The sequence below is a fragment of the Microbulbifer sp. S227A genome (assembly GCF_049800935.1).
The window spans coordinates 372,737-395,838 of sequence record NZ_JBNAFZ010000003.1 but is presented as its reverse complement, the minus strand read 5'-3'; the positions used below and the strand labels follow the sequence as shown (position 1 = coordinate 395,838).

General features: G+C 62.9%; 21 protein-coding genes and 2 tRNA genes. 12 read left to right on the top strand and 11 right to left on the bottom strand.

Features of this window, described 5'->3' with window-relative positions; all coding sequences use genetic code 11:
- Positions 1–71 precede the first annotated feature (71 nt).
- The 5 genes from ACP15R_RS09700 to ACP15R_RS09680 form a co-directional block, all read right to left on the bottom strand.
- A complete protein-coding gene (locus tag ACP15R_RS09700; protein ID WP_424986197.1) occupies positions 72–1,865 on the bottom strand; it encodes a calcium-binding protein in 1,794 nt (597 codons plus the stop codon).
- 183 nt (positions 1,866–2,048) lie between these two features.
- The gene (locus tag ACP15R_RS09695; RefSeq protein ID WP_424986196.1) at positions 2,049–3,539 is read right to left on the bottom strand and encodes a calcium-binding protein; all 1,491 of its coding nucleotides are present in this window, start codon (positions 3,537–3,539) and stop codon (positions 2,049–2,051) included.
- A 93-nt stretch (positions 3,540–3,632) separates the two neighbouring features.
- On the bottom strand, positions 3,633–4,760 hold the full coding sequence (gene prfB, locus ACP15R_RS09690; protein ID WP_424986195.1) for a peptide chain release factor 2: 1,128 nt from the start codon (positions 4,758–4,760) through the stop codon (positions 3,633–3,635).
- An 83-nt stretch (positions 4,761–4,843) separates the two neighbouring features.
- A complete protein-coding gene (locus ACP15R_RS09685; RefSeq protein WP_424986194.1) occupies positions 4,844–7,396 on the bottom strand; it encodes a penicillin-binding protein 1A in 2,553 nt (850 codons plus the stop codon).
- Positions 7,397–7,526: 130 nt separating this feature from the next.
- The gene (locus ACP15R_RS09680) at positions 7,527–8,672 is read right to left on the bottom strand and encodes a pyridoxal phosphate-dependent aminotransferase (RefSeq protein ID WP_424986193.1); all 1,146 of its coding nucleotides are present in this window, start codon (positions 8,670–8,672) and stop codon (positions 7,527–7,529) included.
- 216 nt (positions 8,673–8,888) lie between these two features.
- Here ACP15R_RS09680 and ACP15R_RS09675 point away from each other — a divergent pair, with 216 nt between their 5' ends.
- Positions 8,889–9,638 (top strand): DsbA family protein, encoded by a 750-nt coding sequence (locus ACP15R_RS09675; protein WP_424986192.1) that lies wholly within the window; start codon positions 8,889–8,891, stop codon positions 9,636–9,638.
- 97 nt (positions 9,639–9,735) lie between these two features.
- On the opposite strand, the gene ACP15R_RS09670 is transcribed toward ACP15R_RS09675, so the two are convergent.
- Positions 9,736–10,197, bottom strand: coding sequence for a disulfide bond formation protein B (locus tag ACP15R_RS09670; protein WP_424986191.1), 462 nt, complete (start codon positions 10,195–10,197; stop codon positions 9,736–9,738).
- A complete protein-coding gene (locus tag ACP15R_RS09665) occupies positions 10,194–10,772 on the bottom strand; it encodes a YqaA family protein (protein WP_424986190.1) in 579 nt (192 codons plus the stop codon). Before ACP15R_RS09665 ends, ACP15R_RS09670 begins: the two co-directional genes overlap by 4 nt.
- Positions 10,773–10,973: 201 nt before the next feature.
- On the opposite strand from ACP15R_RS09665, the gene ACP15R_RS09660 reads away from it, so the two are divergent.
- A tRNA-Leu gene (locus ACP15R_RS09660) sits at positions 10,974–11,059 on the top strand.
- Between the two features lie 124 nt (positions 11,060–11,183).
- On the opposite strand, the gene ppk2 is transcribed toward ACP15R_RS09660, so the two are convergent.
- Positions 11,184–12,188: a polyphosphate kinase 2 gene (gene ppk2, locus ACP15R_RS09655; protein ID WP_424986189.1), complete on the bottom strand. Its 1,005-nt coding sequence runs from the start codon at positions 12,186–12,188 to the stop codon at positions 11,184–11,186.
- A 161-nt stretch (positions 12,189–12,349) separates the two neighbouring features.
- On the opposite strand from ppk2, the gene ACP15R_RS09650 reads away from it, so the two are divergent.
- Positions 12,350–13,246 (top strand): alpha/beta fold hydrolase, encoded by an 897-nt coding sequence (locus tag ACP15R_RS09650; RefSeq protein ID WP_424986188.1) that lies wholly within the window; start codon positions 12,350–12,352, stop codon positions 13,244–13,246.
- Between the two features lie 7 nt (positions 13,247–13,253).
- Here the strand turns inward: ACP15R_RS09650 and ACP15R_RS09645 are convergent, their stop codons facing one another.
- Complete coding sequence (locus tag ACP15R_RS09645; RefSeq protein ID WP_424986187.1) at positions 13,254–13,979, bottom strand: aspartate/glutamate racemase family protein; 726 nt, start codon at positions 13,977–13,979, stop codon at positions 13,254–13,256.
- Between the two features lie 216 nt (positions 13,980–14,195).
- Between ACP15R_RS09645 and ACP15R_RS09640 the strand changes: the two genes are divergently transcribed.
- The 5 genes from ACP15R_RS09640 to ACP15R_RS09620 are packed head-to-tail and all read left to right on the top strand — an operon-like array spanning position 14,196 to position 19,436.
- Complete coding sequence (locus tag ACP15R_RS09640) at positions 14,196–15,446, top strand: NAD(P)/FAD-dependent oxidoreductase (protein WP_424986186.1); 1,251 nt, start codon at positions 14,196–14,198, stop codon at positions 15,444–15,446.
- A 26-nt stretch (positions 15,447–15,472) separates the two neighbouring features.
- Positions 15,473–16,444, top strand: a complete 972-nt coding sequence (locus tag ACP15R_RS09635) for a TRAP transporter substrate-binding protein (protein ID WP_424986185.1) — start codon at positions 15,473–15,475, stop codon at positions 16,442–16,444.
- 60 nt (positions 16,445–16,504) lie between these two features.
- Positions 16,505–17,218: a TRAP transporter small permease gene (locus tag ACP15R_RS09630; protein ID WP_424986184.1), complete on the top strand. Its 714-nt coding sequence runs from the start codon at positions 16,505–16,507 to the stop codon at positions 17,216–17,218.
- Positions 17,215–18,525, top strand: coding sequence for a TRAP transporter large permease (locus tag ACP15R_RS09625; RefSeq protein ID WP_424986183.1), 1,311 nt, complete (start codon positions 17,215–17,217; stop codon positions 18,523–18,525). The genes ACP15R_RS09630 and ACP15R_RS09625 overlap by 4 nt, the downstream gene beginning before the upstream one ends.
- On the top strand, positions 18,522–19,436 hold the full coding sequence (locus ACP15R_RS09620) for a hypothetical protein (RefSeq protein WP_424986182.1): 915 nt from the start codon (positions 18,522–18,524) through the stop codon (positions 19,434–19,436). Before ACP15R_RS09625 ends, ACP15R_RS09620 begins: the two co-directional genes overlap by 4 nt.
- A 25-nt stretch (positions 19,437–19,461) precedes the next feature.
- Here ACP15R_RS09620 and ACP15R_RS09615 read toward each other — a convergent pair whose 3' ends face one another.
- Entirely contained in the window at positions 19,462–19,722 is a 261-nt protein-coding gene (locus tag ACP15R_RS09615) for a hypothetical protein (RefSeq protein ID WP_424986181.1), read from the bottom strand.
- A 263-nt stretch (positions 19,723–19,985) separates the two neighbouring features.
- Here ACP15R_RS09615 and ACP15R_RS09610 point away from each other — a divergent pair, with 263 nt between their 5' ends.
- Genes ACP15R_RS09610 through ACP15R_RS09595 form a run of 4 tightly spaced genes read left to right on the top strand, consistent with a single transcriptional unit; the run spans position 19,986 to position 22,843 of the window.
- Positions 19,986–20,567, top strand: a complete 582-nt coding sequence (locus ACP15R_RS09610) for a hypothetical protein (RefSeq protein WP_424986180.1) — start codon at positions 19,986–19,988, stop codon at positions 20,565–20,567.
- Entirely contained in the window at positions 20,557–21,504 is a 948-nt protein-coding gene (locus tag ACP15R_RS09605; RefSeq protein ID WP_424986179.1) for a 3-oxoacyl-[acyl-carrier-protein] synthase III C-terminal domain-containing protein, read from the top strand. The genes ACP15R_RS09610 and ACP15R_RS09605 overlap by 11 nt, the downstream gene beginning before the upstream one ends.
- Positions 21,501–21,734 (top strand): acyl carrier protein, encoded by a 234-nt coding sequence (locus ACP15R_RS09600; RefSeq protein ID WP_424986178.1) that lies wholly within the window; start codon positions 21,501–21,503, stop codon positions 21,732–21,734. Before ACP15R_RS09605 ends, ACP15R_RS09600 begins: the two co-directional genes overlap by 4 nt.
- The gene (locus ACP15R_RS09595; RefSeq protein WP_424986177.1) at positions 21,731–22,843 is read left to right on the top strand and encodes a hypothetical protein; all 1,113 of its coding nucleotides are present in this window, start codon (positions 21,731–21,733) and stop codon (positions 22,841–22,843) included. The genes ACP15R_RS09600 and ACP15R_RS09595 overlap by 4 nt, the downstream gene beginning before the upstream one ends.
- 180 nt (positions 22,844–23,023) lie before the next feature.
- On the opposite strand, the gene ACP15R_RS09590 is transcribed toward ACP15R_RS09595, so the two are convergent.
- Positions 23,024–23,100, bottom strand: a tRNA-Arg gene (locus ACP15R_RS09590).
- Positions 23,101–23,102: the final 2 nt, after the last annotated feature.

The following is a 23,102-nucleotide window of genomic DNA, read 5'->3' as shown; positions in this document are numbered from 1 at the left end:
GGCATGTGACGATGCCAGCCTAGCCGGTGCCCCGGATCATGCAAACCCCTGATGGCGCGGGCACATTGCCGTCAGGCAACGACGAAATCAAAATCCGCCTGGGTGAGAACCAGGCCCGCCTGCCCCGCCAGCACGATGGTGCCGTTGTCATGCTCGATCTCGCGATTTCCCCCGGCGTTCGAAAAGGTCAGGTCGCCGAACCCGCCGGTATGCCCCACCAGCCGCAGAATGTCGCTGCCATCGGTGAAATCGGCAACCGTGTCGGTGCCGCTCTTGTTGCCAAAGACAAAGGTATCACCACCACCATTGCCGCGCAGCGTGTCATTGCCAAAGCCGCCATCGATGGTATCGCGGCCCGCGCCGCCAATCACCGTATCGCGGCCCAACTGTCCGAACAGCATGTCATTGCCCGCGTCGCCCTTGATCGTGTCATTGCCGCCGCCGCCCAATATCAGGTCCGCGCCGCTCTTGCCCGAGATCACATTCTTGATCGCGGTGCCGGTCAGCATATCGGCGTGCTGGCTGCCGATCAGGTTCTCGATGCCGATGATGCTGAAGAAACCCGCACCGGTTGCCACTTCCTGATAGGCACCGCTCAGGTCGAGGTTAACCGCCACCCCGAGAGAGAAGGCCTGAAAGCTCAGCGTATCGGTCCCGGCACCGCCGCGAAGGGCGACGCCGTCCTCTGCCTCGTTATAGAAAAGATCCTGTAGGTTGATCCGGTCATTGCCCCGGCTGGTCCCAACCGTGACGGCACCCCCCGAGCCCAGCGTAACCACGTCATTGCCGCCAGATGTGGAAATGTTCTCGACCCAGCCGGTTTCGCCATTCCCGGTGGTAACCCTGTCGGCGCCATTGCCCAGGCGCACCGATCCGGCAAAATAACTGAGATTGACCACGGCGCTCTGATCGTCGGTTGCATCATCCCTGCTGTCGGTCGTTTCGATCGAACCGATGTAACCATCCGCCGAACCGGTGATGTCATGGGACCGGGCGGCGTCTGAAACGAACTTGATGGTTGCGATGCCACCGCTACCGATGGTCACATCCGAGTCCACCTCCCAGCCATAGATCGACTGCACATACCCTTTCTTGGAAGAGAAGGTCAGGTCGCTCTCATACACCCGGATCGACTCGGCGCGTGCCGAGCCGAACAGCGCGATCGAGACATCACCCTCGCCACCGCGGAAACTGTCCAGCCGACTGTCCTTGAGCACCCTGACATCGCTCGCGCCGCCAAAATCCTCCAGCACCCCGATGCGCCCGCCATTTCGCACGATGACCGTATCATCCCCGCCCCGCATTCTCGCAGAGAAAACAAAGCCGTCATCCACCACCAGATTGTCATCGGTTGACCTGAAACCGATGTTCTGAACATCCCCCCGCACGGTTACATCGCCGCGCCCGCGATAAATGTCGATCCCGCCGACCCATCCAACGGCCGTATCCACAACGTTCACATCGGCACCAAGGTTGAGCCAATGCATCCAGTCGTTCTCGGAGCCGAGCGTGATGTCATGCCTGTCACCTTCCCAGCCGTTCATGTAGCGCACCCTGGTCGATGTCAGATCGACCTCGGAGTTGTAACCGAGATTCAAATATTCGATTTCCCTGCCGGAACCGGTGTCGCCATCAACAATCCGCGTGATGTGATCGTCCCCGGCCACCTGCAACATCCGGATACGCCAATCCGATCCGGTCAGGTTCAGTGTCGCGTCCAGATCATCCGGAGCGTCGACAAAAACCGAATACCGATCGATGGTTGGCCGCGAGCCACCGGTACTCCAGGAAACCGAACCATCGCCGGGCAGACGTGGAACATCATTGACGCCATCAAAGGTCACATTCAGGAATTGCGTTGGCATAGGTGCCCCCTTGGAAATAATTGTGCTGAATAATGCGAAATTCATAACACAAATTGCGCACGGGAAACAGGCACCAATCCGGAAATCAGGGAGTGGTCATAGCACCCGGCGAATTGGGCAAATCAGGCGCGCCGTTTCAAAACCTGCGTGGCCAAGCGATTGGAATGCGCGGCCTGTACCAGATCAAATGAATTCGAAATCGGACACGGTTAGGTCCAGGCCGGCCAGGCCGACCAGGATGATCGACCCGTTATCATGATCCACCCGCAGATTGCCGTTCCAATCAGCAATGCCCAGCGTATCAAATCCACCGTCTTGCCCCTGCAATCGCAGCAGGTCGCTGCCCTGCTCGAAATCGGCAACACGGTCCTGCCCGCTCTGTTCACCGAACACAAAGATGTCCGAGCCGCCGCCGCCGGTCAGGATATCGGTTCGCGGATCGTCAGTGTCCTCGGGCCCGATATCCCGGCCGCCATCAAGGATATCGTCGCCCGCGCCGCCGTGCAGGCGGTCCGATCCCGCCCCGCCATCCAGCCAGTCATCACCGCCACGCCCGCGCAGCCAGTCATCGCCGCGACCGCCCGCCAGCCGGTCGTCACCCTCATTGCCGATCAGCGTGTCATCCCCCATGCCGCCATCAACCGCGCCGGTGGTTAGGCCGGTTTCGGCCAGCTTGTAGTAATCGTCGCCCTCTCCGAAATTGATATCGCCCGCGATGGTTCCATGATTGACCAGACGGTAATTCGCGACGCTTTCGCCGCCATTGATGGTGCCGCTGATTACCCCGGCATTGACGATATCTCTGATGCCGTCCCAACCGTGATCGATCAGCGCATCAGTATCGCCCGCAATCACACCGGAATTGCGCAGGACCAGATCGCCATCGCTGTCGAGCCATATGCCCGCTTGCCCCGTAATCGTACCCGAATTCACCAGCCGTGTATCGACCTCAACCAAATGGACCCCATGCCCGATTGCGTTGATCGTGCCGGAATTGTTGATGCTGGCCAATTCAACGCCATCGACGATCTCGATGCCGTTTGTGCTGTTTGCAGATATCGTACCCTGGTTCCGGATCAAGAGATCCCGGTTCCCGGTCGCGAACACCCCCACGGCACCAAAGATCGTCGAGACATTGCGGATCGCGCCGCCAGCGCCGTAGATATCGACCGCCGCGCCGTCATCTGACGAGATCGAACCGCTGTTGTAGATCTCGGCATAGCCGGGGTGGTCCTGATCCCGGCTGCTCAATCTGATCCCGACACGCGTGCCTTGCACCGTGCCTGTCACGCGCAACTCGGCGTCGGGCGTCACCGTTTCGATGCCGCCATATGTGCCGCGCACATTCCCGGCAACGTGAATGTCGGCGCCGAATGAATGGTAAATGTGCAAGCCCAACTGCCCGGCAAGTGACCCGGTTTCGCCGATGTTGACATAGGAGCGCAGGCCCTGCCCAACCCCGGTTTCCGGATCGGACACCAGCGCAACGGCCACCCCCTGAGCCTGCACCCGTCCCATCAGATCAAGGCGGACACCGATATCCGCCTCGGTGCGGTTGATCATGCCGATAAAGGCATCGCTAAGCACACTGCCCGACGGCGTGAGGATCACTTCGTCAAGCCCGTCGAGATAATAGGTCCCGGTCAGGTCGTCCCTGATGATTTCGGTGGCCACTGGTCGCGCTCCTTTGCTCGGGCGCGCGACTGTTAGTGACAGAGCATGACCAAATTGCGGCGAATTCGACCGAACGTGGCGTCAACGGCCCCGTCAGGCTTCGCCCCGGGCCTCGGCGCGGCTCTTGCCGGTCACGTCAAGCGCCAGCGTTGCGCCCATGAACCCGTCCAGGTCCCCGTCCAGAACCCCCTTGGTGTCGGAGGTTTCAAAATTGGTGCGCAAATCCTTGACCATCTGGTAGGGCTGCAAGACGTATGAACGGATCTGGTTGCCCCAGCCCGCGTCGCCCTTGTTTTCATGCGCCTCGTTGATCGCCGCGTTGCGCTTGTCGAGTTCCAGCTGATAGAGCCGCGACTTCAGCGCCTTCATTGCGATGTCACGGTTCTGGTGCTGTGATTTTTCCGAACTTGTCACCACGATCCCCGTGGGATGGTGGGTGATCCGCACCGCCGAGTCCGTGGTGTTGACGTGCTGCCCGCCCGCGCCCGAAGATCGGTAGGTATCAATGCGGATATCGGCGGGGTTCACCTCGATCTCGATATTGTCATCCACCACCGGATAGACCCAAACCGACGAGAACGACGTGTGACGCTTGGCGGCGCTGTCAAAGGGGCTGATCCGCACAAGGCGATGCACGCCGCTTTCGGATTTCAGCCAGCCATAGGCATTCTGGCCACTGATCTTGTAAGTTGCCGATTTGATCCCCGCCTCTTCTCCCGCGCTCTCGGATTGCAGCTCGACCTTGTAGCCCTTTTTCTCGGCCCAGCGGACATACATCCGCGCCAGCATCGACGCCCAGTCACAGCTTTCCGTGCCGCCCGCGCCGGCGTTGATCTCGAGGAAGGTGTCATTGCCGTCCGCTTCGCCGTCAAGCAGGGCTTCCAGCTCTTTCTGCGCCGCCTTGACCGCCAGCGCCTTGAGCGCGTTCTCGGCGTCGGTGACGACCTCCTGATCTTCTTCCATCTCGCCCAGTTCGATCATCTCGACATTGTCGGACATATCGCGCTTGATCGACTCGTAGGTTTCCATCGCATCGACCAGAGTCTGCCGGTCGCGCATCAGCTTTTGCGCCGCTTCGGGATCGTCCCACAGGTTGGGGTCTTCGACACGGGCATTGAATTCCTCGAGCCGGTGCGGCGCGGTTTCCCAATCGAGCCGCTGCGCCAGCAGCTCCAGCGATTTCTCGATCTCGGCAACGGTGTTCTGGGTTTCGGCGCGCATGGCAATCCTAGCGGTTCAATCTGTGAGACCCGGTGATAAACCAGCCCCGCCAGCGCGGCAAGCGCCGCTTGCACCCCAAAGCGTCAATACAAACCGCCGGAACTCACCGTGCCGAAATTCGCCTTGGGTCCGACAACCGCGGTGCCGCCTGTCGAAGTCCGGACCTGCCGCCCGCCGCTCTGCACCTCTTCCACCAGCGGCAGGTTCGAGCCCATGGCAAAGCCACCGTCATAGGTGCGGCCAAAGTCGGGATCGGTGCCATCGCGGAAATACTCGGCCACCACGTTGGGACCACTGGCGCTGTCCGGCAGGCGTCCGCCGGTAAAGCGGTCGATCTTGATGAAATAGCCGCCCGGCGGCACCTCGAACGGGCCGCCGCCATATTTCTCGGTCGCCTCGGTCATGAAGGATTGAAACACCGGTCCACAAAGCGACGAGCCATAGGCGCTGCGGCCAAGGGGGCGCGGGCGGTCATAGCCGATGTAACACCCGGCGACGATGTTGCTGGTAAAGCCGATGAACCAGACATCGCGCGCCTCGTTGGTGGTGCCGGTCTTGCCCGCCGTGGGCACCGGCAGCTTGACGACACCGCTCGCGGTGCCGCGATCCACGACCCCCTTCATCATCGAAGTCAGCTGATAGGCGGTCACCGCATCCATCACCCGCTCGCGATCGCTGACGATCCGCGGGGTCGCGCCGGGTTGCAACGCCGCCGAATTGCAATCGACACAATCGCGTTTGTCATGGCGGTAGATGGTCTTGCCGTACCGGTCCTGGATCCGGTCGACCAGTGTCGGCTCAACCCGTTCACCGCCATTGGCAAACATCGCATAGGCCGCGACCATCTTGTATAGCGTTGTCTCTTCCGACCCCAGGGCATTGGCCAGGTATGGCCCCATGTCGTCATAGACACCGAATTTCTCGGCATAGTTGGCAACCGTGTACATGCCCACTTCCTGCGCGAGACGGATCGTCATCAGGTTCCGCGACTGTTCGATCCCGGTGCGCAGCGGTGTCGGGCCGTAGAATTTGTTGGACGAGTTGCGCGGCCGCCAGAGCCCCTGCGGCGTGTTCACCTCGATCGGGGCGTCAACCACGATGGTTGCCGGGCTGTAGCCGCTATCCAGCGCCGCCGCATAGACAAAGGGCTTGAAGCTCGACCCCGGCTGGCGCTGTGCCTGGGTGGCGCGGTTGAACACCGAATCCTGATAGCTGAACCCGCCCTGCATCGCCAGAACACGGCCGGTATTGACGTCCATCGCCATGAACCCGCCCTGCACGTCGCTGACCTGGCGCAGGGTCCAGCGGATGAACGACCCGTCGTCATCATTGGTCATTGCGCGCACCAGCACCACGTCGCCCACATCCAGCAGATCATCCGCCACCTTGGCCTTGCGCCCCAGCGTGCCGTCCTGGTTGCGCTTGCGTGCCCATTGCACGTCCTTGGCCACGATCCAGTGACCGTCGGCATCCTCGTCGATGCCCTCGATGCCGATCCGGGCATCCTGTGCGCCGATTTCAAGCACCACCGCCGGGTGCCACTCGCCGTTCAGTACAACGTCTCGGGGCACATCGGCGGCGCTCAGCGCCTCGCGCCATGTGGCCTCGTCGCTCAATTGTTCGGCCGGAATGGTATCCTCGGTGCCGTGCCAGATGCCCAGCCCGCGGTCATAGCGTTCCAATTGGCGGCGCAGCGACTCGGCCGCAACCGTCTGCATTTCCTCGTCGATGGTGGCGCGCACGCTGAAGCCGCCGGTAAAGAACTCGCCATCACCAAAATCGTCCTTGAGCTGGCGGCGAATCTCTTCGGTGAAATAATCGCGCGGCGGCAGCGCGGTGCGGAAGCTCTCGAAATCGCCATTCTGCACAGAACGCAGCGGTTGCTGTACTTCGGCTTCGTAGATCGCCCGGTCGATATAGCCGTTCTCGTACATTTCACGCAGCACATAGTTGCGCCGTTGTGTCACCCGCTCCTTGGCCAGGACCGGGTGGTATTTGCTCGGTGCCTGCGGCATCGCCGCCAGCATTGCCGCTTCATGCGGCGCAAGCTCGGCCAGGGTCTTGTTGAAATAGGTCTGGCTGGCCGCCGCCACGCCATAGGAATTCTGCCCGAGGAAGATTTCGTTCAGGTAGAGTTCGAGAATCTGTTCCTTGTCCAACGTCTCTTCAAGGCGCGCGGCAAGGATGATCTCCTTGATCTTGCGCTCGATCTTGCGGTCGGCGGACAACAGGAAGTTCTTCATCACCTGCTGCGTGATGGTCGAGGCCCCGCGCACGTTCTGGCCGCGCGATTTCACCGCTTCAAAGGCCGCCACCGCGATGCCGCGCGTGTCGTACCCTTTGTGCGTATAGAAGTTCTTGTCCTCGGCCGAGACAAACGCCTCTTTCACCAGGTCGGGAATCTCGTCCGCCGGGGCGAACAGCCGCCGTTCCTTGGCGAATTCGTCGATCATGTGCCCTTCACCGGAATAGATCCGGCTGATCGTCGGCGGCTTGTAATTGGCCAGCGACTCGTGGCTGGGCAGATCACGGCCGTAGATCCAGAACACCGCCCCGATGCTGAGGGCCAGCACGGCGATACCAAGGGTCACGAGCGTAAAAATCGCTCCAAAGAAGGATAGGACGAAACGGATCACTGGATAGCCTCTGCTGGCGCGCTGGCCTCTATATAGGGATGACCGGGCAGAGGGTCAAAACACAAGGCGTAATAATTGGCTCCCCTGCCACCACGTCAGCGGAAACACACGCATGACCGGGTGTTGCTGCCTAGCTCCGCTCGGCCATGAAACGCGCAAGACGCGCCAGCCCTTCCTCGATATCCCCGGTCGAGCGGGCATAGGAGAACCGCAACGTTCCGTGCCCCCGCACCGGATCGAAATCCAGCCCCGGCGTCACCGCCACCCCGGCCTTGTCGAGAATTTCGGCGGCAAAGGCACGGCTGTCATCGGTAAGGTCGGACACGTCGGCATAGACATAGAACGCCCCGTCCGGCGGCGCGATTTTGGTGAACCCCGCCCTTGGCAACCCCTCCAGCATCCGAGCGCGATTGGCCTTGTATACGTCCAGGTTCGCGGTCAGCTCGGCATCGCAATCCATCGCCGCAAGCGCCGCCACCTGGCTGGCATGGGGCGCGCAGATGAACATGTTCTGGGCAATCCGTTCAAGTACCCGCACGTGATCCTCGGGCACCACCATCCAGCCGATACGCCAGCCGGTCATGCTGAAATACTTGGAGAAGGAATTGATCACGTAACAATCGTCGGTCAGTTCCAGCGCGCTCACCGCCTTGGCCTCGTATTCGATGCCATGGTAGATCTCGTCGCTGATGAACGACGCGCCCTGCCCCGCCGCCGCATCAATCAGCGCGCCCATCGCCGCACGGTCCAGCATCGTGCCCGTCGGATTGGCCGGCGAGGCCACCATCAACCCCGCAAGGTCCAGCCCGGCAAAATCCGCCGGAACCGGTTGCAGGCGATTCTCGGGGGCGCTCGGCAGATCGACCGGAACGAGGTCCAGCGCCCGCAGGATCTGGCGATAGCTGGGATAGCCCGGCGCGCCGATCCCCACCCGGTCGCCAGTGTCAAACAGCGCGGTGAACGCCAGCAGGAAACCCGCAGATGAGCCCGACGTAACCACCACGCGCCCCGGATCGAGGTCAACGTTGTACCAGTCGCCATAAAGCCGTGCGATGCGCCGCCGCAATGCCGGCAGGCCAAGCGCGACGGTATAGCCAAGCGGCTGCGCCCCGAGCGCCGCGCCCAGGGCGCGCATCGCGTCCTTTGGGGCGCCGGTGCCCGGTTGCCCCACCTCCATGTGGATGATCCGCCGCCCGGCCTCTTCCGCCTGCCGCGCCGCGTCCATGACATCCATCACGATGAACGGATCGACCTGTGACCGGGCTGAATTTCGCATGAATGCCTCCGCTGCTGGCTTTCGCCGGTTTGAGCGCGGATCCGGGTCAAGGTCAATGCCGGTGGTGCAACAGGGGCGCGGCGGGGGCACGGTCCGGGCACCGCGTTGCGCAGACACGCAGGGGCACAAGGTCGTTACCGACTGGCCCCGCACCTTGGCAGCGGGCCAAAGATATGTTCATTGACCCCAAGCAGCTTTCAACAAGGATGTCCACACATGATCCGCTTTGCCGCCCCCGCCCTTACCGCGGCCGCCCTGTTCGCAGGATCGGCCGGTGCCGCCGACCTGACCGCCCTGACCGAGGCCGAGCGCGCGGCGTTCCGGAACGAAGTCCGCGCCTATCTGATGGATCATCCCGAAATCATCATCGAAGCCGTCGACCTGCTCAAGGAGCGCAACGCCCAACAACAGGCACAAGCCGACGTGGCGCTGGTTGAGAACAATGCCGAGGCCCTGTTCAATGACGGCTATTCCTGGGTCGGCGGCAACCCGGATGGCGATATCACGCTGGTCGAGTTCATGGACTATCGCTGCGGCTATTGCCGGCGCGCCAAGCCCGAAGTTGCCAAGCTGCTGGCCGAAGACGGCAATATCCGCCTGATCGTCAAGGAATTCCCGATCCTCGGTGACGCGTCGGTTGCTTCGTCGCGCTTTGCCATCGCCACGCGCAAGGTGGCGGGCGACGAGGCCTATGAACAGGTACATGACGCGCTGATGGAGCTGGACGGCGACGTCAACGACGTGATCCTTGGCCGTCTCGCCGAGGGGCTGGGCCTGGACAGCGCGCCGATCCTCGCCCGCATGAACGACGACGACATCACCGCCGAAATCGCCGAAACCCGCGCGCTGGCGCAACGCCTGCAAATCAGCGGCACGCCGACCTTCGTATTGCAGGATGAATTGCTGCGCGGCTACCTGCCCGCCGACCAGCTGGAAATCATCGTTTCGGAAAAACGTGACGGCTGAGGCAACCGCCCCTGCCGGTCTTTTGGCCCGTCGCCTGTCCTTCAGGCGGCGGGTTTCCTTTTGGCCCGGGGGCCGGGCGTCATACCCGCCCCTGCGCTCAGCGCGGTAGGCGCAGCGCCGCCAGCCAGATCACCATCAGAAACAGCGAAGCGACCATGTTCCAGCTGGCCATCGACAGGCCGAGCATGTCCCAGGCCACCTCGTCACAGCGCACCATCGGCGCGGCCATGATCTGGTCCAGCAATTGCTGCGGGGTCAGCCCCGCGGTCGGCCCCGAAGTGCAGGTGGTCGGCCCTTCCCACCAGCCGCGTTCGACCCCGGTATGATAGCCCCCGATCGCCGCCGTGGTCAGCGCCGCCAGCGCCCCCAGCATCAGCAACAGCCGGTTGGGTACAACCAGCGCGACAAGACCGATCAGGATCGCCGCGGCATGTGGCCAGCGCTGCCACAGGCACATGTCACACGGCGCCAGCCCGCCGACATACTGAAAGGCAAAGGCCCCGGCGAGCAGCGCGAAAGACCCGGCAGAGGCGGCAAGTATGCAGAGCCGCCGGGTCACAGGTACTTTACCGCCGCAAAGCCGCCGATCAGCAGCACCACAAAAGCGGTGAACACCAGCCCCAGCCGTTTCTCGATGAATTCGCGCACCGGCGCGCCGAACACCCGCAACAGACCCGCCACCGCGAAAAAGCGCAGCGCACGGGCCAGGATCGACGTCGCGACAAAAGTGCCAAGCGGCATCCCGGTCCAGCCGGACATGATGGTGATGACCTTGTAGGGAAAGGGCGTGACCCCCGCCGTCAGCACCGCCCAGAAACCGAAATCGTTGAATCGCGTGTTGAACTCGGCCATCGCGTCGGCCTTGCCCATCGCGGCCAGGATCGGCTGCCCGATGCCTTCATAGGCGAACGCACCGATCGCATAGCCCAGCAGCCCGCCCAACACCGATGCAACCAGCGCCACGCCGGCAATGAGCCACGCCCGCCGTGGCTGGGCAAGGATCATCGGGATCATCAACAGATCCGGCGGAATCGGAAAGACCGAGCTTTCAAGAAAGGCAACACCCGCGAGCCACCACAACGCATGCGGGTGGTCGGCAAGCTGGATCGTGCGATCATAGGTCTTTCTGAGCATCGCGTCTCGGCCTCCGGACAGATGGTCGGTTTCGAAAACCACGCGCCGCCGACAGCGTCAACTGGCCAGACCCATTTTTTGCGCCAAACCCGCACCGAACCGGCCAAACACCCAAGCTCTCAGGAAAAAATGTCAGACGCCGCACACAAGGGCATGTTGTGTCTGGACGCCCCGTATTCCCCGCGATATACGCAGCCCCGTGCCCGAGTGGTGGAATGGTAGACACGACGGATTCAAAATCCGTTGCCCTTGCGGGCGTGCCGGTTCAAGTCCGGCCTCGGGTACCAACCTTGTTCCTGTTTTCGCCCCTCTCATCCTTCCTGTCATCGCCTGCGATTTGCCCTTTGGCGCGTGGTGGTTGCGGCGATCACACCACATCCCGGTTGCCCGCCAGCGCCTGCACCGCAGGGGTCAGGTGCGCGCGGCTGCGCCATTGCCCCGGCTCTCCGGGTGCAAGGAGGTTCCCAGGATATGGTTGGATTTGTGAATGACGTGATGCGCCTGGCCGACGATCAGCGGATCGGGGGTTCCCACGATCTCATGATCCTTGTCCGGATAATCCAGCGACGCCAGGAAATGCCGCATGCAGTTCAAGCGTGCGCGCTTCTTGTCGTTTGACTTGATCACCGTCCAGGGTGCGTCGGCGGTATCGGTGTAAAAGAACATCGCTTCCTTGGCCTCGGTATAGTCCTCCCACCGGGACAGCGAGGCCTTGTCGATCGGGCTCAGCTTCCAGCGTTTCAACGGATCGGTCTCGCGGCTGATGAACCGCCGTTTCTGCTCGTTGCGGGTCACCGAGAACCAGTATTTGTAAAGCCGGATACCCGACCGCACCAGCATCCGCTCCAGTTCCGGGGTCTGGCGCATGAATTCCAGGTACTCCGCCGGATCGCAGAAATTCATCACCCGTTCGACACCGGCGCGGTTGTACCAGGAGCGGTCATAGAACACCATTTCACCAACCGTCGGCAGTTCCTGCACGTAGCGTTGAAAATACCACTGGCCCTTTTCTTCCCAGGTCGGTTTGTTCAGCGCCACCACGCGGGCGGATCGCGGGTTCAGATGCTCCATGAACCGCTTGATCGTCCCGCCTTTGCCGGCGGCGTCGCGCCCCTCGAACAGCAGTGCGAATTTCTGCCCGGTTTCCTGCCCCCAAAGCTGTACCTTGAGCAGTTCCGCCTGCAATCTCGCCTTGTCGGCCTCATAGGTTCGGCGGCCGAGTTTACGGGGATAGGGATATCGCCCGCTCTCGAACGCGCGGCGCACCTGCTCCTGGGTCGGCCCCGCCGGGTCCTGGCTCCGGCCAGTCCCTTGCCCCTCCGCCGCCGGGGTCGCCGTTGCAGAGTGCCGCGGGGTCTCGCTGGACGCATCGTGCGTTTCTATCATGGGCGAGTCGGCGGGGGTGGACAGGGGCATGGGCATCTCCGGCTTGGGTTCGGTTGCCCCTGTGCCTAGCGGGGTTCGCACCGGTGCACCTTGATCCCTGTCAAGAAACTGTCACAGTCGGGGGTTCAGGCCGCATCGCACCGCGTCATCGCGGCAAGCGGCGCGCATCAGGAAACACACGAGGCCAGACCATGACCAACCGGGTCCGCACCGAAACCGTCCTGCTCGGGGGCAACCCGTTCTTCCTGCGCCGTTGGGGGGACGAATCGTTGCCGCCGCTGCTGCTGCTGCACGGGTTTCCGGAATATGGCGGTGCCTGGGGCGATCTGGCCCCGCTATTGGCCGACCGGTTCCACTGTATCGCCCCGGACCAGCGCGGTTTTGGCCAGAGCTGGGCCCCCGATGGGGTCGAGAATTACACCGCTTCGGCGCTGGTTGGCGACATGGCGGAACTGATCACGCAGACCGGCGCTCCGATGACCGTGATGGGGCATGACTGGGGCGCGGCGATTGCCTATGGGCTGGCGATGTTCAAACCCGGTCTGGTCGACCGCCTGATCATCGCCAACGGCGTGCATCCGGTGCCGTTCCAGCGGGCGATGGCAGCGGGCGGCGCACAATCCGAGGCCAGCCAGTACATCAATTTCCTGCGCCGCGACGACAGCCACGACCTGCTTGCCGCAAACGGGTTTGCCCGGATGCGCGACCTGTTCCTGGCCAAGATGGATACCGGCTGGCTGACCGACGACACCCGCGCGGCCTATCTGGCGGAATGGTCGCGTCCGGGACGGCTCAAGACGATGACCCACTGGTATCGCGCCTCGCCCCTGCGCATCGCGGAGCCGGGTACGCCCCTGACCGACCTGCCCGACCTGCCGGTTGACCGGCTGATGGTGCGCTGTCCGCACCTGCTGATCTGGGGCGAGCGGGATACCGCCCTGCTGCCCGAGACGACAGCGGGGCTTGACGCCTTTGCCCCCGACCTGACCCGCGTGACCCTGCCCGACCTGGATCACTGGCTGATCCACCAGGATCCGCAGACGATTGCCGACGCGATCATCGCCTGGCTGGCCAAGATCGACGGCTGACGCGCCGCTAGAGCGGCGGATCGAACCGGCGCGGCACAAGCGCGGCCTGAAACCAGGTGATGAAATTCACGATGGAGAACACCGGCAGACCGGTCGCCCGCGCGATATCCGCCGCATAGGGTCCCATGTTGGTACATTCCAGCACGATGGCGCCAAGATCCGGATGCGCCCGTGTCATGGCCAGCGCAGCGGCGACATTGTCCTGCCGCGCGAGTTCCACATCCAGCGCCGGTTCATTGCCCAGTATCGCCCGCGTGAATTCGGCACCGCCCTCGGTGGACCCAACCGGCGTATCAAGCGGCACGCCCGCCGCCAGAAGGTGTGCGTCGGTCAGCGTCGATCCCGAAATGGTCAGCACCCCGGCCCGTCGCGACGGTGCCAGCATCCGGTTCACCATCGCCACCTGCATCAGTGACGAACTGGCAACCGGCACCCGAACCGCCTCGGCAAGCTCCTGCTGGAACAGCGACAGGAACCCGCAATTGGTGGTGATCCCGTCCACGCCGTCGGCAACAAGCCCGCGCGCCGCGTCGACAAAGGCATCCAGCAGCCCCTCTGCCCCCTGCCGCACCACCCGGTCGGGCGAGGCAGAACGAACCACGCGGTAATGCACCGGAAAGGGCCATGTCACCGCATTGCCCATATCGCCCGGAATGCGCGGGAATCGCGCGTCAAGCATCAGGATCCCCACCGATGCCCCATAGAGCGCCTTGCCGCCCGTTACCCGTTTCACCTTCGCTCGCCTCCTGTTGTGCCGGCCCCGACCCGGCGGATTTCAACGTGACCCGCCGCGCGGCCCGGATCAAGTCGCAAAACCCGATGCCGAAATTGCCAGCGCCGCCCTCCCTGTCGCGCCCTCGTTGTCGGCATGGCACGCGGATACCGCGAAAAACCGTTGGCAATTAATTCGTTAACACGTCAATCTGCGCCAAAGGCGACGGGGGTGTTCGTGACGGGGAACAACACAAGGGTATTGGTCATCGGTGCCGGCATCGTCGGCGTGTCCACGGCGGTCTGGCTGCAACGCGCCGGCTGCGATGTCACGCTGATCGACCGGTCCGGTCCGGCCAGCGGTACCTCGCATGGCAATGGCGGCATTCTCGCGGCCTGTGCCGTGGTGCCGGTGACGGTTCCGGGCTTGCTCTCCAAGGCCCCCGGAATGCTGTTTGACCGCGATCAGCCGCTGTTCCTGAAATGGCGCTACCTGCCGCGCCTGCTGCCCTTCCTGCGCCGCTATCTCGCCAATGCCACCGATGCCCAGGTCGAACGGACATCATTGGCGCTGACCGAATTGCTGGGTGATTGCGCGGATCAGCATGTCGCGCTGGCCCGGAACACACCCGCCGCCGCCTATGTGCGCCCCGGCAGCTATCTCTTTGGCTATCCGGACAAGCCCGCGTTTGACGCGGAACGTTATGTCTGGTCGATCCGCCGGAAACGCGGCTACCGGTTCCGGGAAATGACCGCTGATGACCTGGCCGCCCATGATCCGGCACTGGCCGGACGCTTTGGCTATGGGGTGGAATGTCCCGATCACGGGCTGATCACCGATCCCGGTGCCTATGTGATTGCGCTGGCCGATCACTTCGTTGCCCAGGGCGGCAGATTGCTCACCGGTGACGTGACCGGCTTTGACCGGCAGGACGGCACCGTCACCGCCGCCCGCACCAGCGCGGGCCAGATCGCCGCCGACAGCTTCGTACTCGCCACCGGCGTCTGGAGCGGCCCCCTCGCGCGCGGGTTGGGCATCACGGTGCCGCTGGAATCCGAGCGCGGCTATCACGTGGAGTTCGTAAACCCGTCGATCACCCTGACTTCGCCGATCATGGTGGCGGCAGGCAAATTCGTGGTCAGCTCGATGCAGGGCCGTTTGCGCTGTGCCGGGGTGGTCGAATTCGGCGGGCTGGACGCCGGCCCGTCGCGGGCCCCGTTCGAATTGCTGAAACGACAGGTTGCCACGCTGTTTCCCGACCTGACCTATGACGACACGGTGGAATGGATGGGTCACCGCCCGGCCACGGCGGATTCCATCCCGACCATCGGACAGGCACCGGCCGCGCGCAATGTCTTTGTCGGCTATGGCCACCACCATATCGGCCTCAGCGGCGGCCCCAAGACGGGGCGCTGGCTGGCGCAGATGATCACCGGGCGACCGGTCAACACCGACCTGTCGGCCTTTTCACCGGACCGGCGGGCATGACAGCCACCAAGCAAGGGGAGAATTCCATGCAACTGACAAAACTGCTGGGCGCGAGCGCCGCCGCGCTGGCCTTCGGGGCCGCCGCTGAGGCCGAAAGCTGGGATATGCCGATGGCCTATTCCGCGTCGAACTATCATTCCGAACTGGGCCAGGTCTTTGCCGACAAGGTCGGAGAATATACCGCTGGCGACCTGGTCATCACCGTGCATCCCGGCGGTGCGCTGTTCAAGGGGGGCGAGATCAAACGCGCCATCCAGACCGGGCAGGTTCCCATCGGCGAGCGCCTGATGTCGTCACATGCCAATGAAACCCCTTTGCTGGGCTGGGACAACGTGCCGTTTCTCGCCACATCCTTTGCCGATAACGAAGCGCTCTGGCAGGCCGCCAGGGAGCCTGTGAACGCGGCGCTTGCCGAACAGAACCTGGTGACGCTTTATTCCTGCCCATGGCCGGGGCAGGGTTTCTATTTCAAGAACGCGGTGAATTCTTCGGCCGACACCCAGAACGTCAAGTTCCGCAGCTACAACACCGCGACCGCCACCTTTGCCGAAGAGATGGGAATGATCCCGGTCCAGGTCGAGGCGGCGGAACTGAGCCAGGCGCTGGCGACCGGCGTGGCAGAGGCGTTCATCTCGTCCGGCTCGACCGGGTATGACCGCAAGGTCTGGGAACATCTGAGCCACTACTACAAGGTCAACGCCTGGCTGCCGCGCAACTATGTGATGGTGAACAAACAGGTCTGGGACGCGCTGGACGACGACACCCGCGCCGCGGTTCAGAAGGCCGCCGACGAAACCGGTGCCGCCTGTCTCGCCAAGGCCGAGGAGCTGTCGGACTGGTATTTCGAACAGCTCGAAGCCAATGGCATGACGGTGACGGATGCCGGGCCCGAATTCCTTGCCGAGCTTGAGGGAATCGGGGCCAAGATGCAGGCCGACTGGCTCGCCACCGCGGGGCCCGAGGGCCAGGCGATCATCGACGCCTACGCCGCCCGGTAACGGGCCAAACGGCGGCGCGCGCGATCGTGGCGCGCCGCCACGCTGAACGGAGAGAACGGTATGAATGACTGGTCCGCCTGGATGGGGCTGCCCCTGTGGGTCTGGCTCTTTGTATTGCCGACATTCCTGGTGGCCCTCTGCGCGCTGCATCCGCAGATGGCGCAACGCCTGCTTGCACCGATCTGGCGCGTTCTCGACCGGCTCTACCTGCTCAGCGGCGCGATTTCCGCCGTTTTCCTGGTGCTGATCCTGGTGATCATCGTGCTTCAGATGATGGCGCGCTGGAGCAGCATCGCCTTTCCCGGATCAACCGAGTTCGCGGGCTACGCGATGGCGGCAACCTCGTTTTTTGCGCTGGCCTATGCGCTCAATCGCGGCGCGCATATCCGGGTGTCGATCTTTCTCAACCTCAACCGCTTCACCCATCGCTGGCTGGATCTGTTTGCCACGCTGGTCGCGGCGATCACCGCCACCTATTTCGCCCGCTACGCGGTCAAGACCAACCTGTTCTCCAAGCTTTTGAACGACCGCACCCAGGGGCAGGACATGGTGCCCGAATGGCTGTTGTCATTCTTCGCGATGTTCGCCACCGCGCCGGCGGGTTGGGCAGAGCTCTGGTCGCAGACCGGTGACGAATGGGTCTTTACCCCGGTCTGGCTGCCGCAACTGCCCATGTCGATCGGCACCATCCTGCTTGCCGTCGCACTTTGGGACAACCTGACCCGCATGGCCGCCACGGGCCAGAGCCGGATCAAGACGGAGGCCGTGGAATGAGCGAAATCTACGCCACGATCATCTTTCTCTTTGTGCTTTTTGCGCTGCTGGGCAGTTCGGTGTGGATCGGGTTGGCGCTGATGGGAGTCGCCTGGGTCGGCATGGAGCTCTTTACCAGCCGCCCCGCCGGCGATGCCATGCTGACCACCATCTGGTCGGGTGCATCGAGCTGGACGCTGACCGCGCTGCCGCTGTTCATCTGGATGGGCGAAATCCTGTATCGCACACGCCTGTCCCAGGACATGTTTCGCGGGCTCGCGCCGTGGATGCGCGGCCTGCCCGGCGGGCTGTTGCATACCAATATCGCCGGATGCACGATCTTTGCCGCCGTATCCGGATCATCCGCCGCCACCCTGACCACGGTGGGCAAGATGTCGATCCCGGAACTGCGCGCGCGCGGCTATCCGGAATATATGATCATCGGCACATTGGCCGGCGCGGCGACGCTGGGCCTGATGATCCCGCCATCGCTGACCCTGATTGTCTATGGCGTCACCATCAACGAATCGATCACCAAGCTGTTCATGGCCGGCATCATCCCCGGGCTCGTGCTGGCGGGGCTGTTTACCACCTATATCGTCGGCTGGCATTTTCTGCGCAGATCCGAACATGCCCGCCCGGAACCCAAGCTGCGCCTTGTGGACATGCTGCGCGAGAGCCGGTTCCTGATCCCGGTGCTGCTTCTTGTGTCATTGGTCATCGGATCGATGTATTTCGGCTGGGCGACGGCGACCGAGGCGGCGGCGGTCGGGGTGCTCGGGGCGCTGTTGCTGGCGGGGGCGCAGGGTTCGCTCAGCTGGTCGACATTCCGCGAAAGCCTGATGGGTGCCACGGCGACTTCGGCGATGATTGCCCTGATCCTGATGGGCGCTTCGTTCCTGTCGCTGGCGATGGGCTTTACCGGCCTGCCCCGCGCGCTTGCCGGGTGGATCGACCAGATGAACCTGTCGCCCGTGGTGCTGATCGTGGCGCTGACCCTGTTTTATATCGTGCTCGGCATGTTCCTGGACGGCATTTCCTCGGTCGTGCTGACCATGGCGATTGTCGAACCGATGATCCGCCAGGCCGGAATCGACGTGATCTGGTTCGGCATTTTCATCGTGGTGGTGGTTGAGATGGCGCAGGTCACGCCTCCTATCGGGTTCAACCTCTTCGTGCTGCAGGGCATGACCAACCACGAAATCTCGTATATCGCCAAGACCGCGATTCCGATGGTGCTGTTGATGATGGTGATGGTGGTGATCCTGGTGGTCTGGCCGGAACTGGCCACCTGGCTGCCCGACAACCTGCGTCAGACGCCGGGATGATCCTGTCCGATCCGCTGCGTCTGGCGGCGCGTCATGCGCGCCCGGTCCTCGTCGCCGGACTCGCGGGCGGTATCGCCCTGCCCGGCCTTGCAGCGGTTCTGTCGCGCTGGCTCCCCGAAATGGTGGTCATCCTGCTGTTTCTCGGGGCCCTGCGCCTGTCGCCCTGCGACCTTCGCCTGCTGGGCAATGGCTTGCCCCGGGCCGCGGGATATGTCCTGATATCGCAGCTGGCCCTGCCCCTGGCAATCCTGGCGATCGCCTTTGCCCTTGGTGCCGCCACCTCGCCGGTGACGCTGGCGCTGGTGCTTCTGGCCTGCGCCCCCGCTATCGTGAGCAGCCCCAACATCGCCGCGATCATGCGGCTGGACGTGGCGACCGCCATGCAATTGATGATCGTGGGGAGCGTGTTGTTGCCGCTGACCGCGTTGCCAGTGTTCTGGCTGCTGCCCGGGCTTGGCCCGATGGATCAGGTGCTCGGTGCCGCCCTGCGGCTGGTGCTGACCATTCTGCTCGCCGGGGGTGGCGCCATCCTGCTGCGCCGCCTTGCCCTGCCGGTGGTCAGCGCCTCGGCCTTGCAGCGCATCGATGGCGCGTCCGTGGTTGCGCTGGCGGTCTTTGTCGTCGCGCTGATGGCTTCGGTCTCCGAGACCATCGGCACTGACAGGACAGCTTTCCTGTTCTGGCTGGGGGTCGCCTTTGCCGCGAATTTCGGCACCCAGCTTGTCATGCTGCGCCTTGGCCGCGATCCGGTTGCCGGTGCCCGCGCCCTTGTGGCGGGCAACCGGAATGTTTCGCTTTTCTTCGTGGCCCTGCCCCCGGACGTGACGGCGCCACTGCTGGTGTTTCTGGGCTGCTACCAGCTCCCGATGCTGCTGACCCCGGTCCTGCTGAGCCGCGCCTATCGCCGCTAGACCGCCGGTGCCGGGGTCACCAGGCTCAGACGCCCAGCGAAGCGCTGGCCGCGGCGCCGCAAATCCACAGGCGTTCGCCATCCAGCATTTTCATCGCGCGGCTCTGATAAGGCAGCAACGGATGCCCCTGCGCCGCGCTGAGCGCCGGCGTCGCATTGGAATTTGTCAGAACCCAATTGACGACGCGCCCGCTGGTGTTGCTGAGAATAACGTCGGTTTCACCATTGGCGGTATACCGGTTGGCGGCAGTCCAATCTGCCGACAAATCATAGGCTGTTGTGGCCATGTCATATCCTTCGGATCAATGCCCAAACGGGCGAGAAACTGGCAAAGTGCGCGTGGTCGCTTCCCGCGCGTCACAAGGCATTGATCTATCAGCGGCATGATTATCGACCGCCTAAACGGCGGCGCGTTGCATTAATCGCTCATTCATCCCCGACCGGCCCCGCCGGCAGCCTCGCAGATACCCGCTTGCCGCGCCGGGGTGCTTCTACTACGCAGAGAGCAACGACGCTCAATTCAACCGGGCGACGCCCAGAGGACCATGCCGTGACCCTGCAACATGCCCCGTTTCACCTTGATTGCCCGTTCCGGGAATCGCGCAGCTATGTCCACAGCACCAGCATCTGCAATGGCTTGACCGACCGGTTCGCGCCCTATGACGCCTTTACGCTGGTGCTCAGGAACTGGATGACAAACCGCGTCTGCTTTACCCCCGTCGACGCCCCGCGCCCCAAGAGCGGCACCGGTCATGTCACGATCACCCGGGGCGATACGGCGCGCACATGGGAAATTTCCGAAGACCCGGATACCCCCGTGAACAATCGGGACAGCTATGACGAAGCCGCCCTCGCCACCCCATCGGACGTGACCGGGAAAATCATCCATTCAATCCCGGTGGCCGGCGCAACGGTCTTTGACCGGCTGATCGCCGCCAACAAGGTTCTGATCACCAGCAAATTGAATCCGGGCGTCAAATTAATTGCCGCCAAGGTTTCGCTGAACAGGTTCCTGCCGAATGACGCGGCGTTCGATCTAGAGCTTGCCTCTCACATGGGAACCCGAATATTCAAATCGAAAATCCAGTCGGCTGGCACTGTTTGTGGAGAGTTGGTGTTTTATGGCGAATAACCCGTTTGCGATTTCCGGAATTGGCACATACCTGCCCGAAACCCGAATCGACAATATTCCGCGTGCCGAGAAATTCGAATACGATCTCGACTCGCTGGCCTCCAAGATCGGGTTCAGCGCGACCGCCCGCAAAGAACCGGAACAGGAAACCAGCGATCTCTGTGCTGCCGCCTTTGCCGACCTGGGCCGTAGATTGGGCGATGATCTTGACCCGGACTCGCTCGACCTGATCGTCGTCGTGACCCAGCATCCGGATGGTCACGGGCTGCCCCATTGTTCTGCGATCGTGCATGACAAGCTGGGCCTGCCCGCCTCGTGTTTTGCCTTTGACATCTCGCTGGGCTGCTCGGGTTTCGTGTCGGCGCTGGCAACCGTGTCCGGGCACCTGATGGCGTCGGGCGGACAACGGGCGGTGATCTTTACCGCCGACCCCTACTCCAAATCCCTCAGCGAGAATGACAAGAACACCTCGATGATCTTTGGCGACGCGGCAACCGCCACGCTGATCGAACCCGGTGCTTCCTGGCGCATCGGGGCGTTCGATTTCGGGACCAAGGGCGAAAAGGCCGCCGCCATCCAGCGAAACGCCGGGGGCGTTCTGGAAATGAACGGCCGCAGCGTGTTTGATTTCTGCGCCCTGAACGTTCCCAAGAGCCTCAAGCGCACGCTGGCCCTGAATGATCTTGCCGCCGGGGACATTGATGCCTATGCGCTGCATCCCGGTTCCAAATTCATTGTCGACACCGTATGCAAGCGCGCGCGCATTCCCGCACCCGACGTGCTGCCCTGCGCGGCCTATGGCAATACCGTGTCATCCTCGATCCCGCTCATCCTCGCCGATCTCGACCGCAGCGCCGCCGCGACTGTCATGGTGTCGGGGTTTGGCGTGGGCCTTGGCTGGGCGACCACGATTCTCACGACAAAGGACACCAAATGACAATCGAAACCAAGATCCGCGAGATCATCACCGAGAATGTCGACGGTATCGACGGCAGCATGATCAAGGCAGAGGCCAAGTTCTTTGATGCCGGGCTTGATTCCCTTGACCTGGCCACGGTGCTTCTGGAAGTGCAGGAAGAGTTCGACGTGGTGATCGCCGAAGGCGACGAAGACAAATATGACAGCCTGGCCAGCCTCGTCGCCTATGTGGCGGAGTCTCGCGGGTGAACCTGCTTCGCCTGGTCCGGGACAAGGCCGCAAGGCTGATTGCGCCACGGCCACGTGGCGAGATGGCTGATCCCGAATTACGACCCGTGCTGGAGCTACTGGCGGATGCCCGCAATGTCCTGTGGGATCCCGACCGGCGCGAAGAGACGCGGCACATTCTCGACAGGATCGCCCAGTTGCCGCCCAAGGTCGGTGGTGCGCAACGGCGCGCCAAGCTGAACGTGTACAAATCCCTTGCCCACTGGCGGCTGACCGGCGATCTCGTTCCGAACTATCGCAACATCAACGAAGCCCGAATCCAGTTGTGGGAAATCGAACGGGATTGCCCGGTTTTCGAATTCCAGAAAGCCTTTCTCGCCGGGATCACCCAGCGATTTCCACAGGCACCGGGGCCCAGAGAACTGTCGGCGCTGTATCAAGAGATCGGCAGCGTCATGCCCGCGCCCCGCATCGACCCCGAAGACGGGATCGTTGTCATCCGCCGTCCCGGCGCCACCCGCACCCTGTTGATGTTTCCCGGCATCCCCTACCTGATGTCCAACCTGACAACCTGCCTTCTGGACCGCGCGGTTGCACAGCCCCTGAACGCCAATGTCATCGCCTGTTTCGACAAGGCCCGAATGTTCTATCTCGGCGGCATCCTCCAGATTGGAAACAGACAGCAGACGCTTGCCTATCTGGGTGATCTGCTCGATGAGTTCCGCGACACCCAGATCACCGCGCTCGGAGGCTCCGCCGGGGTCTTTGGTGCCCTGCATGCAAGCTGTGACCTTGGCATCGAACATGTCGTCGCGACCTCCGGCCCCACCTCTTTTGACCTCGGGCTCGAAGCGGATATCCGGCCGGTCTACAAAAAAACCGAAGCCGCGGCCAATGCCGGAAAAATCCAGCTCATCGACCTGATCGACATGGTCAGCAAGTCGGGCATCAAGCGGGTCGACTTCTTTGTCGGCAAGGACCACGAATTCGACATGTCCCAGATGACCGCCCTCAAGGACAGCACCGATATCGTCGTTCCGCACCTCTATGACTCCGACAAGCATAACGTGATCGTGCCCGCCATCCTCGATGGCACATACATGTCGGCGATCCGGGCCCTGCCCGCCTGACATCGCCCCACACTCCCCCGCGCGCCCCGCCGCGCGGGCGGATGCGCCCCTGCGCCCCTGCCCATGATCGCCCCGAGCCATACCCCGCAACGCGCCAGCCAGGGCAGAACCACCGCGATACGACGCCGCCGCCCCTTGTGAGCAGAAGCAATGCAGGCAGATGCAATATAAGTAGAGGAATGGCGGACCCAGTAGGATTCGAACCTACGACCTTCGCCTTCGGAGGGCGACACTCTATCCAGCTGAGCTATGGGTCCGC

Bases quoted from the DNA above. Each gene is read 5' to 3' on its own strand.
- ACP15R_RS09700 (WP_424986197.1), bottom strand. From the start codon at position 1,865: ATGCCAACGCAATTCCTGAATGTGACCTTTGATGGCGTCAATGATGTT.
- prfB (WP_424986195.1), bottom strand. From the start codon at position 4,760: ATGCGCGCCGAAACCCAGAACACCGTTGCCGAGATCGAGAAATCGCTG.
- ACP15R_RS09680 (WP_424986193.1), bottom strand. From the start codon at position 8,672: ATGCGAAATTCAGCCCGGTCACAGGTCGATCCGTTCATCGTGATGGAT.
- ACP15R_RS09675 (WP_424986192.1), top strand. From the start codon at position 8,889: ATGATCCGCTTTGCCGCCCCCGCCCTTACCGCGGCCGCCCTGTTCGCA.
- ACP15R_RS09665 (WP_424986190.1), bottom strand. From the start codon at position 10,772: ATGCTCAGAAAGACCTATGATCGCACGATCCAGCTTGCCGACCACCCG.
- ppk2 (WP_424986189.1), bottom strand. From the start codon at position 12,188: ATGCCCCTGTCCACCCCCGCCGACTCGCCCATGATAGAAACGCACGAT.
- ACP15R_RS09650 (WP_424986188.1), top strand. From the start codon at position 12,350: ATGACCAACCGGGTCCGCACCGAAACCGTCCTGCTCGGGGGCAACCCG.
- ACP15R_RS09635 (WP_424986185.1), top strand. From the start codon at position 15,473: ATGCAACTGACAAAACTGCTGGGCGCGAGCGCCGCCGCGCTGGCCTTC.
- ACP15R_RS09630 (WP_424986184.1), top strand. From the start codon at position 16,505: ATGAATGACTGGTCCGCCTGGATGGGGCTGCCCCTGTGGGTCTGGCTC.
- ACP15R_RS09625 (WP_424986183.1), top strand. From the start codon at position 17,215: ATGAGCGAAATCTACGCCACGATCATCTTTCTCTTTGTGCTTTTTGCG.
- ACP15R_RS09620 (WP_424986182.1), top strand. From the start codon at position 18,522: ATGATCCTGTCCGATCCGCTGCGTCTGGCGGCGCGTCATGCGCGCCCG.
- ACP15R_RS09615 (WP_424986181.1), bottom strand. From the start codon at position 19,722: ATGGCCACAACAGCCTATGATTTGTCGGCAGATTGGACTGCCGCCAAC.
- ACP15R_RS09605 (WP_424986179.1), top strand. From the start codon at position 20,557: ATGGCGAATAACCCGTTTGCGATTTCCGGAATTGGCACATACCTGCCC.
- ACP15R_RS09600 (WP_424986178.1), top strand. From the start codon at position 21,501: ATGACAATCGAAACCAAGATCCGCGAGATCATCACCGAGAATGTCGAC.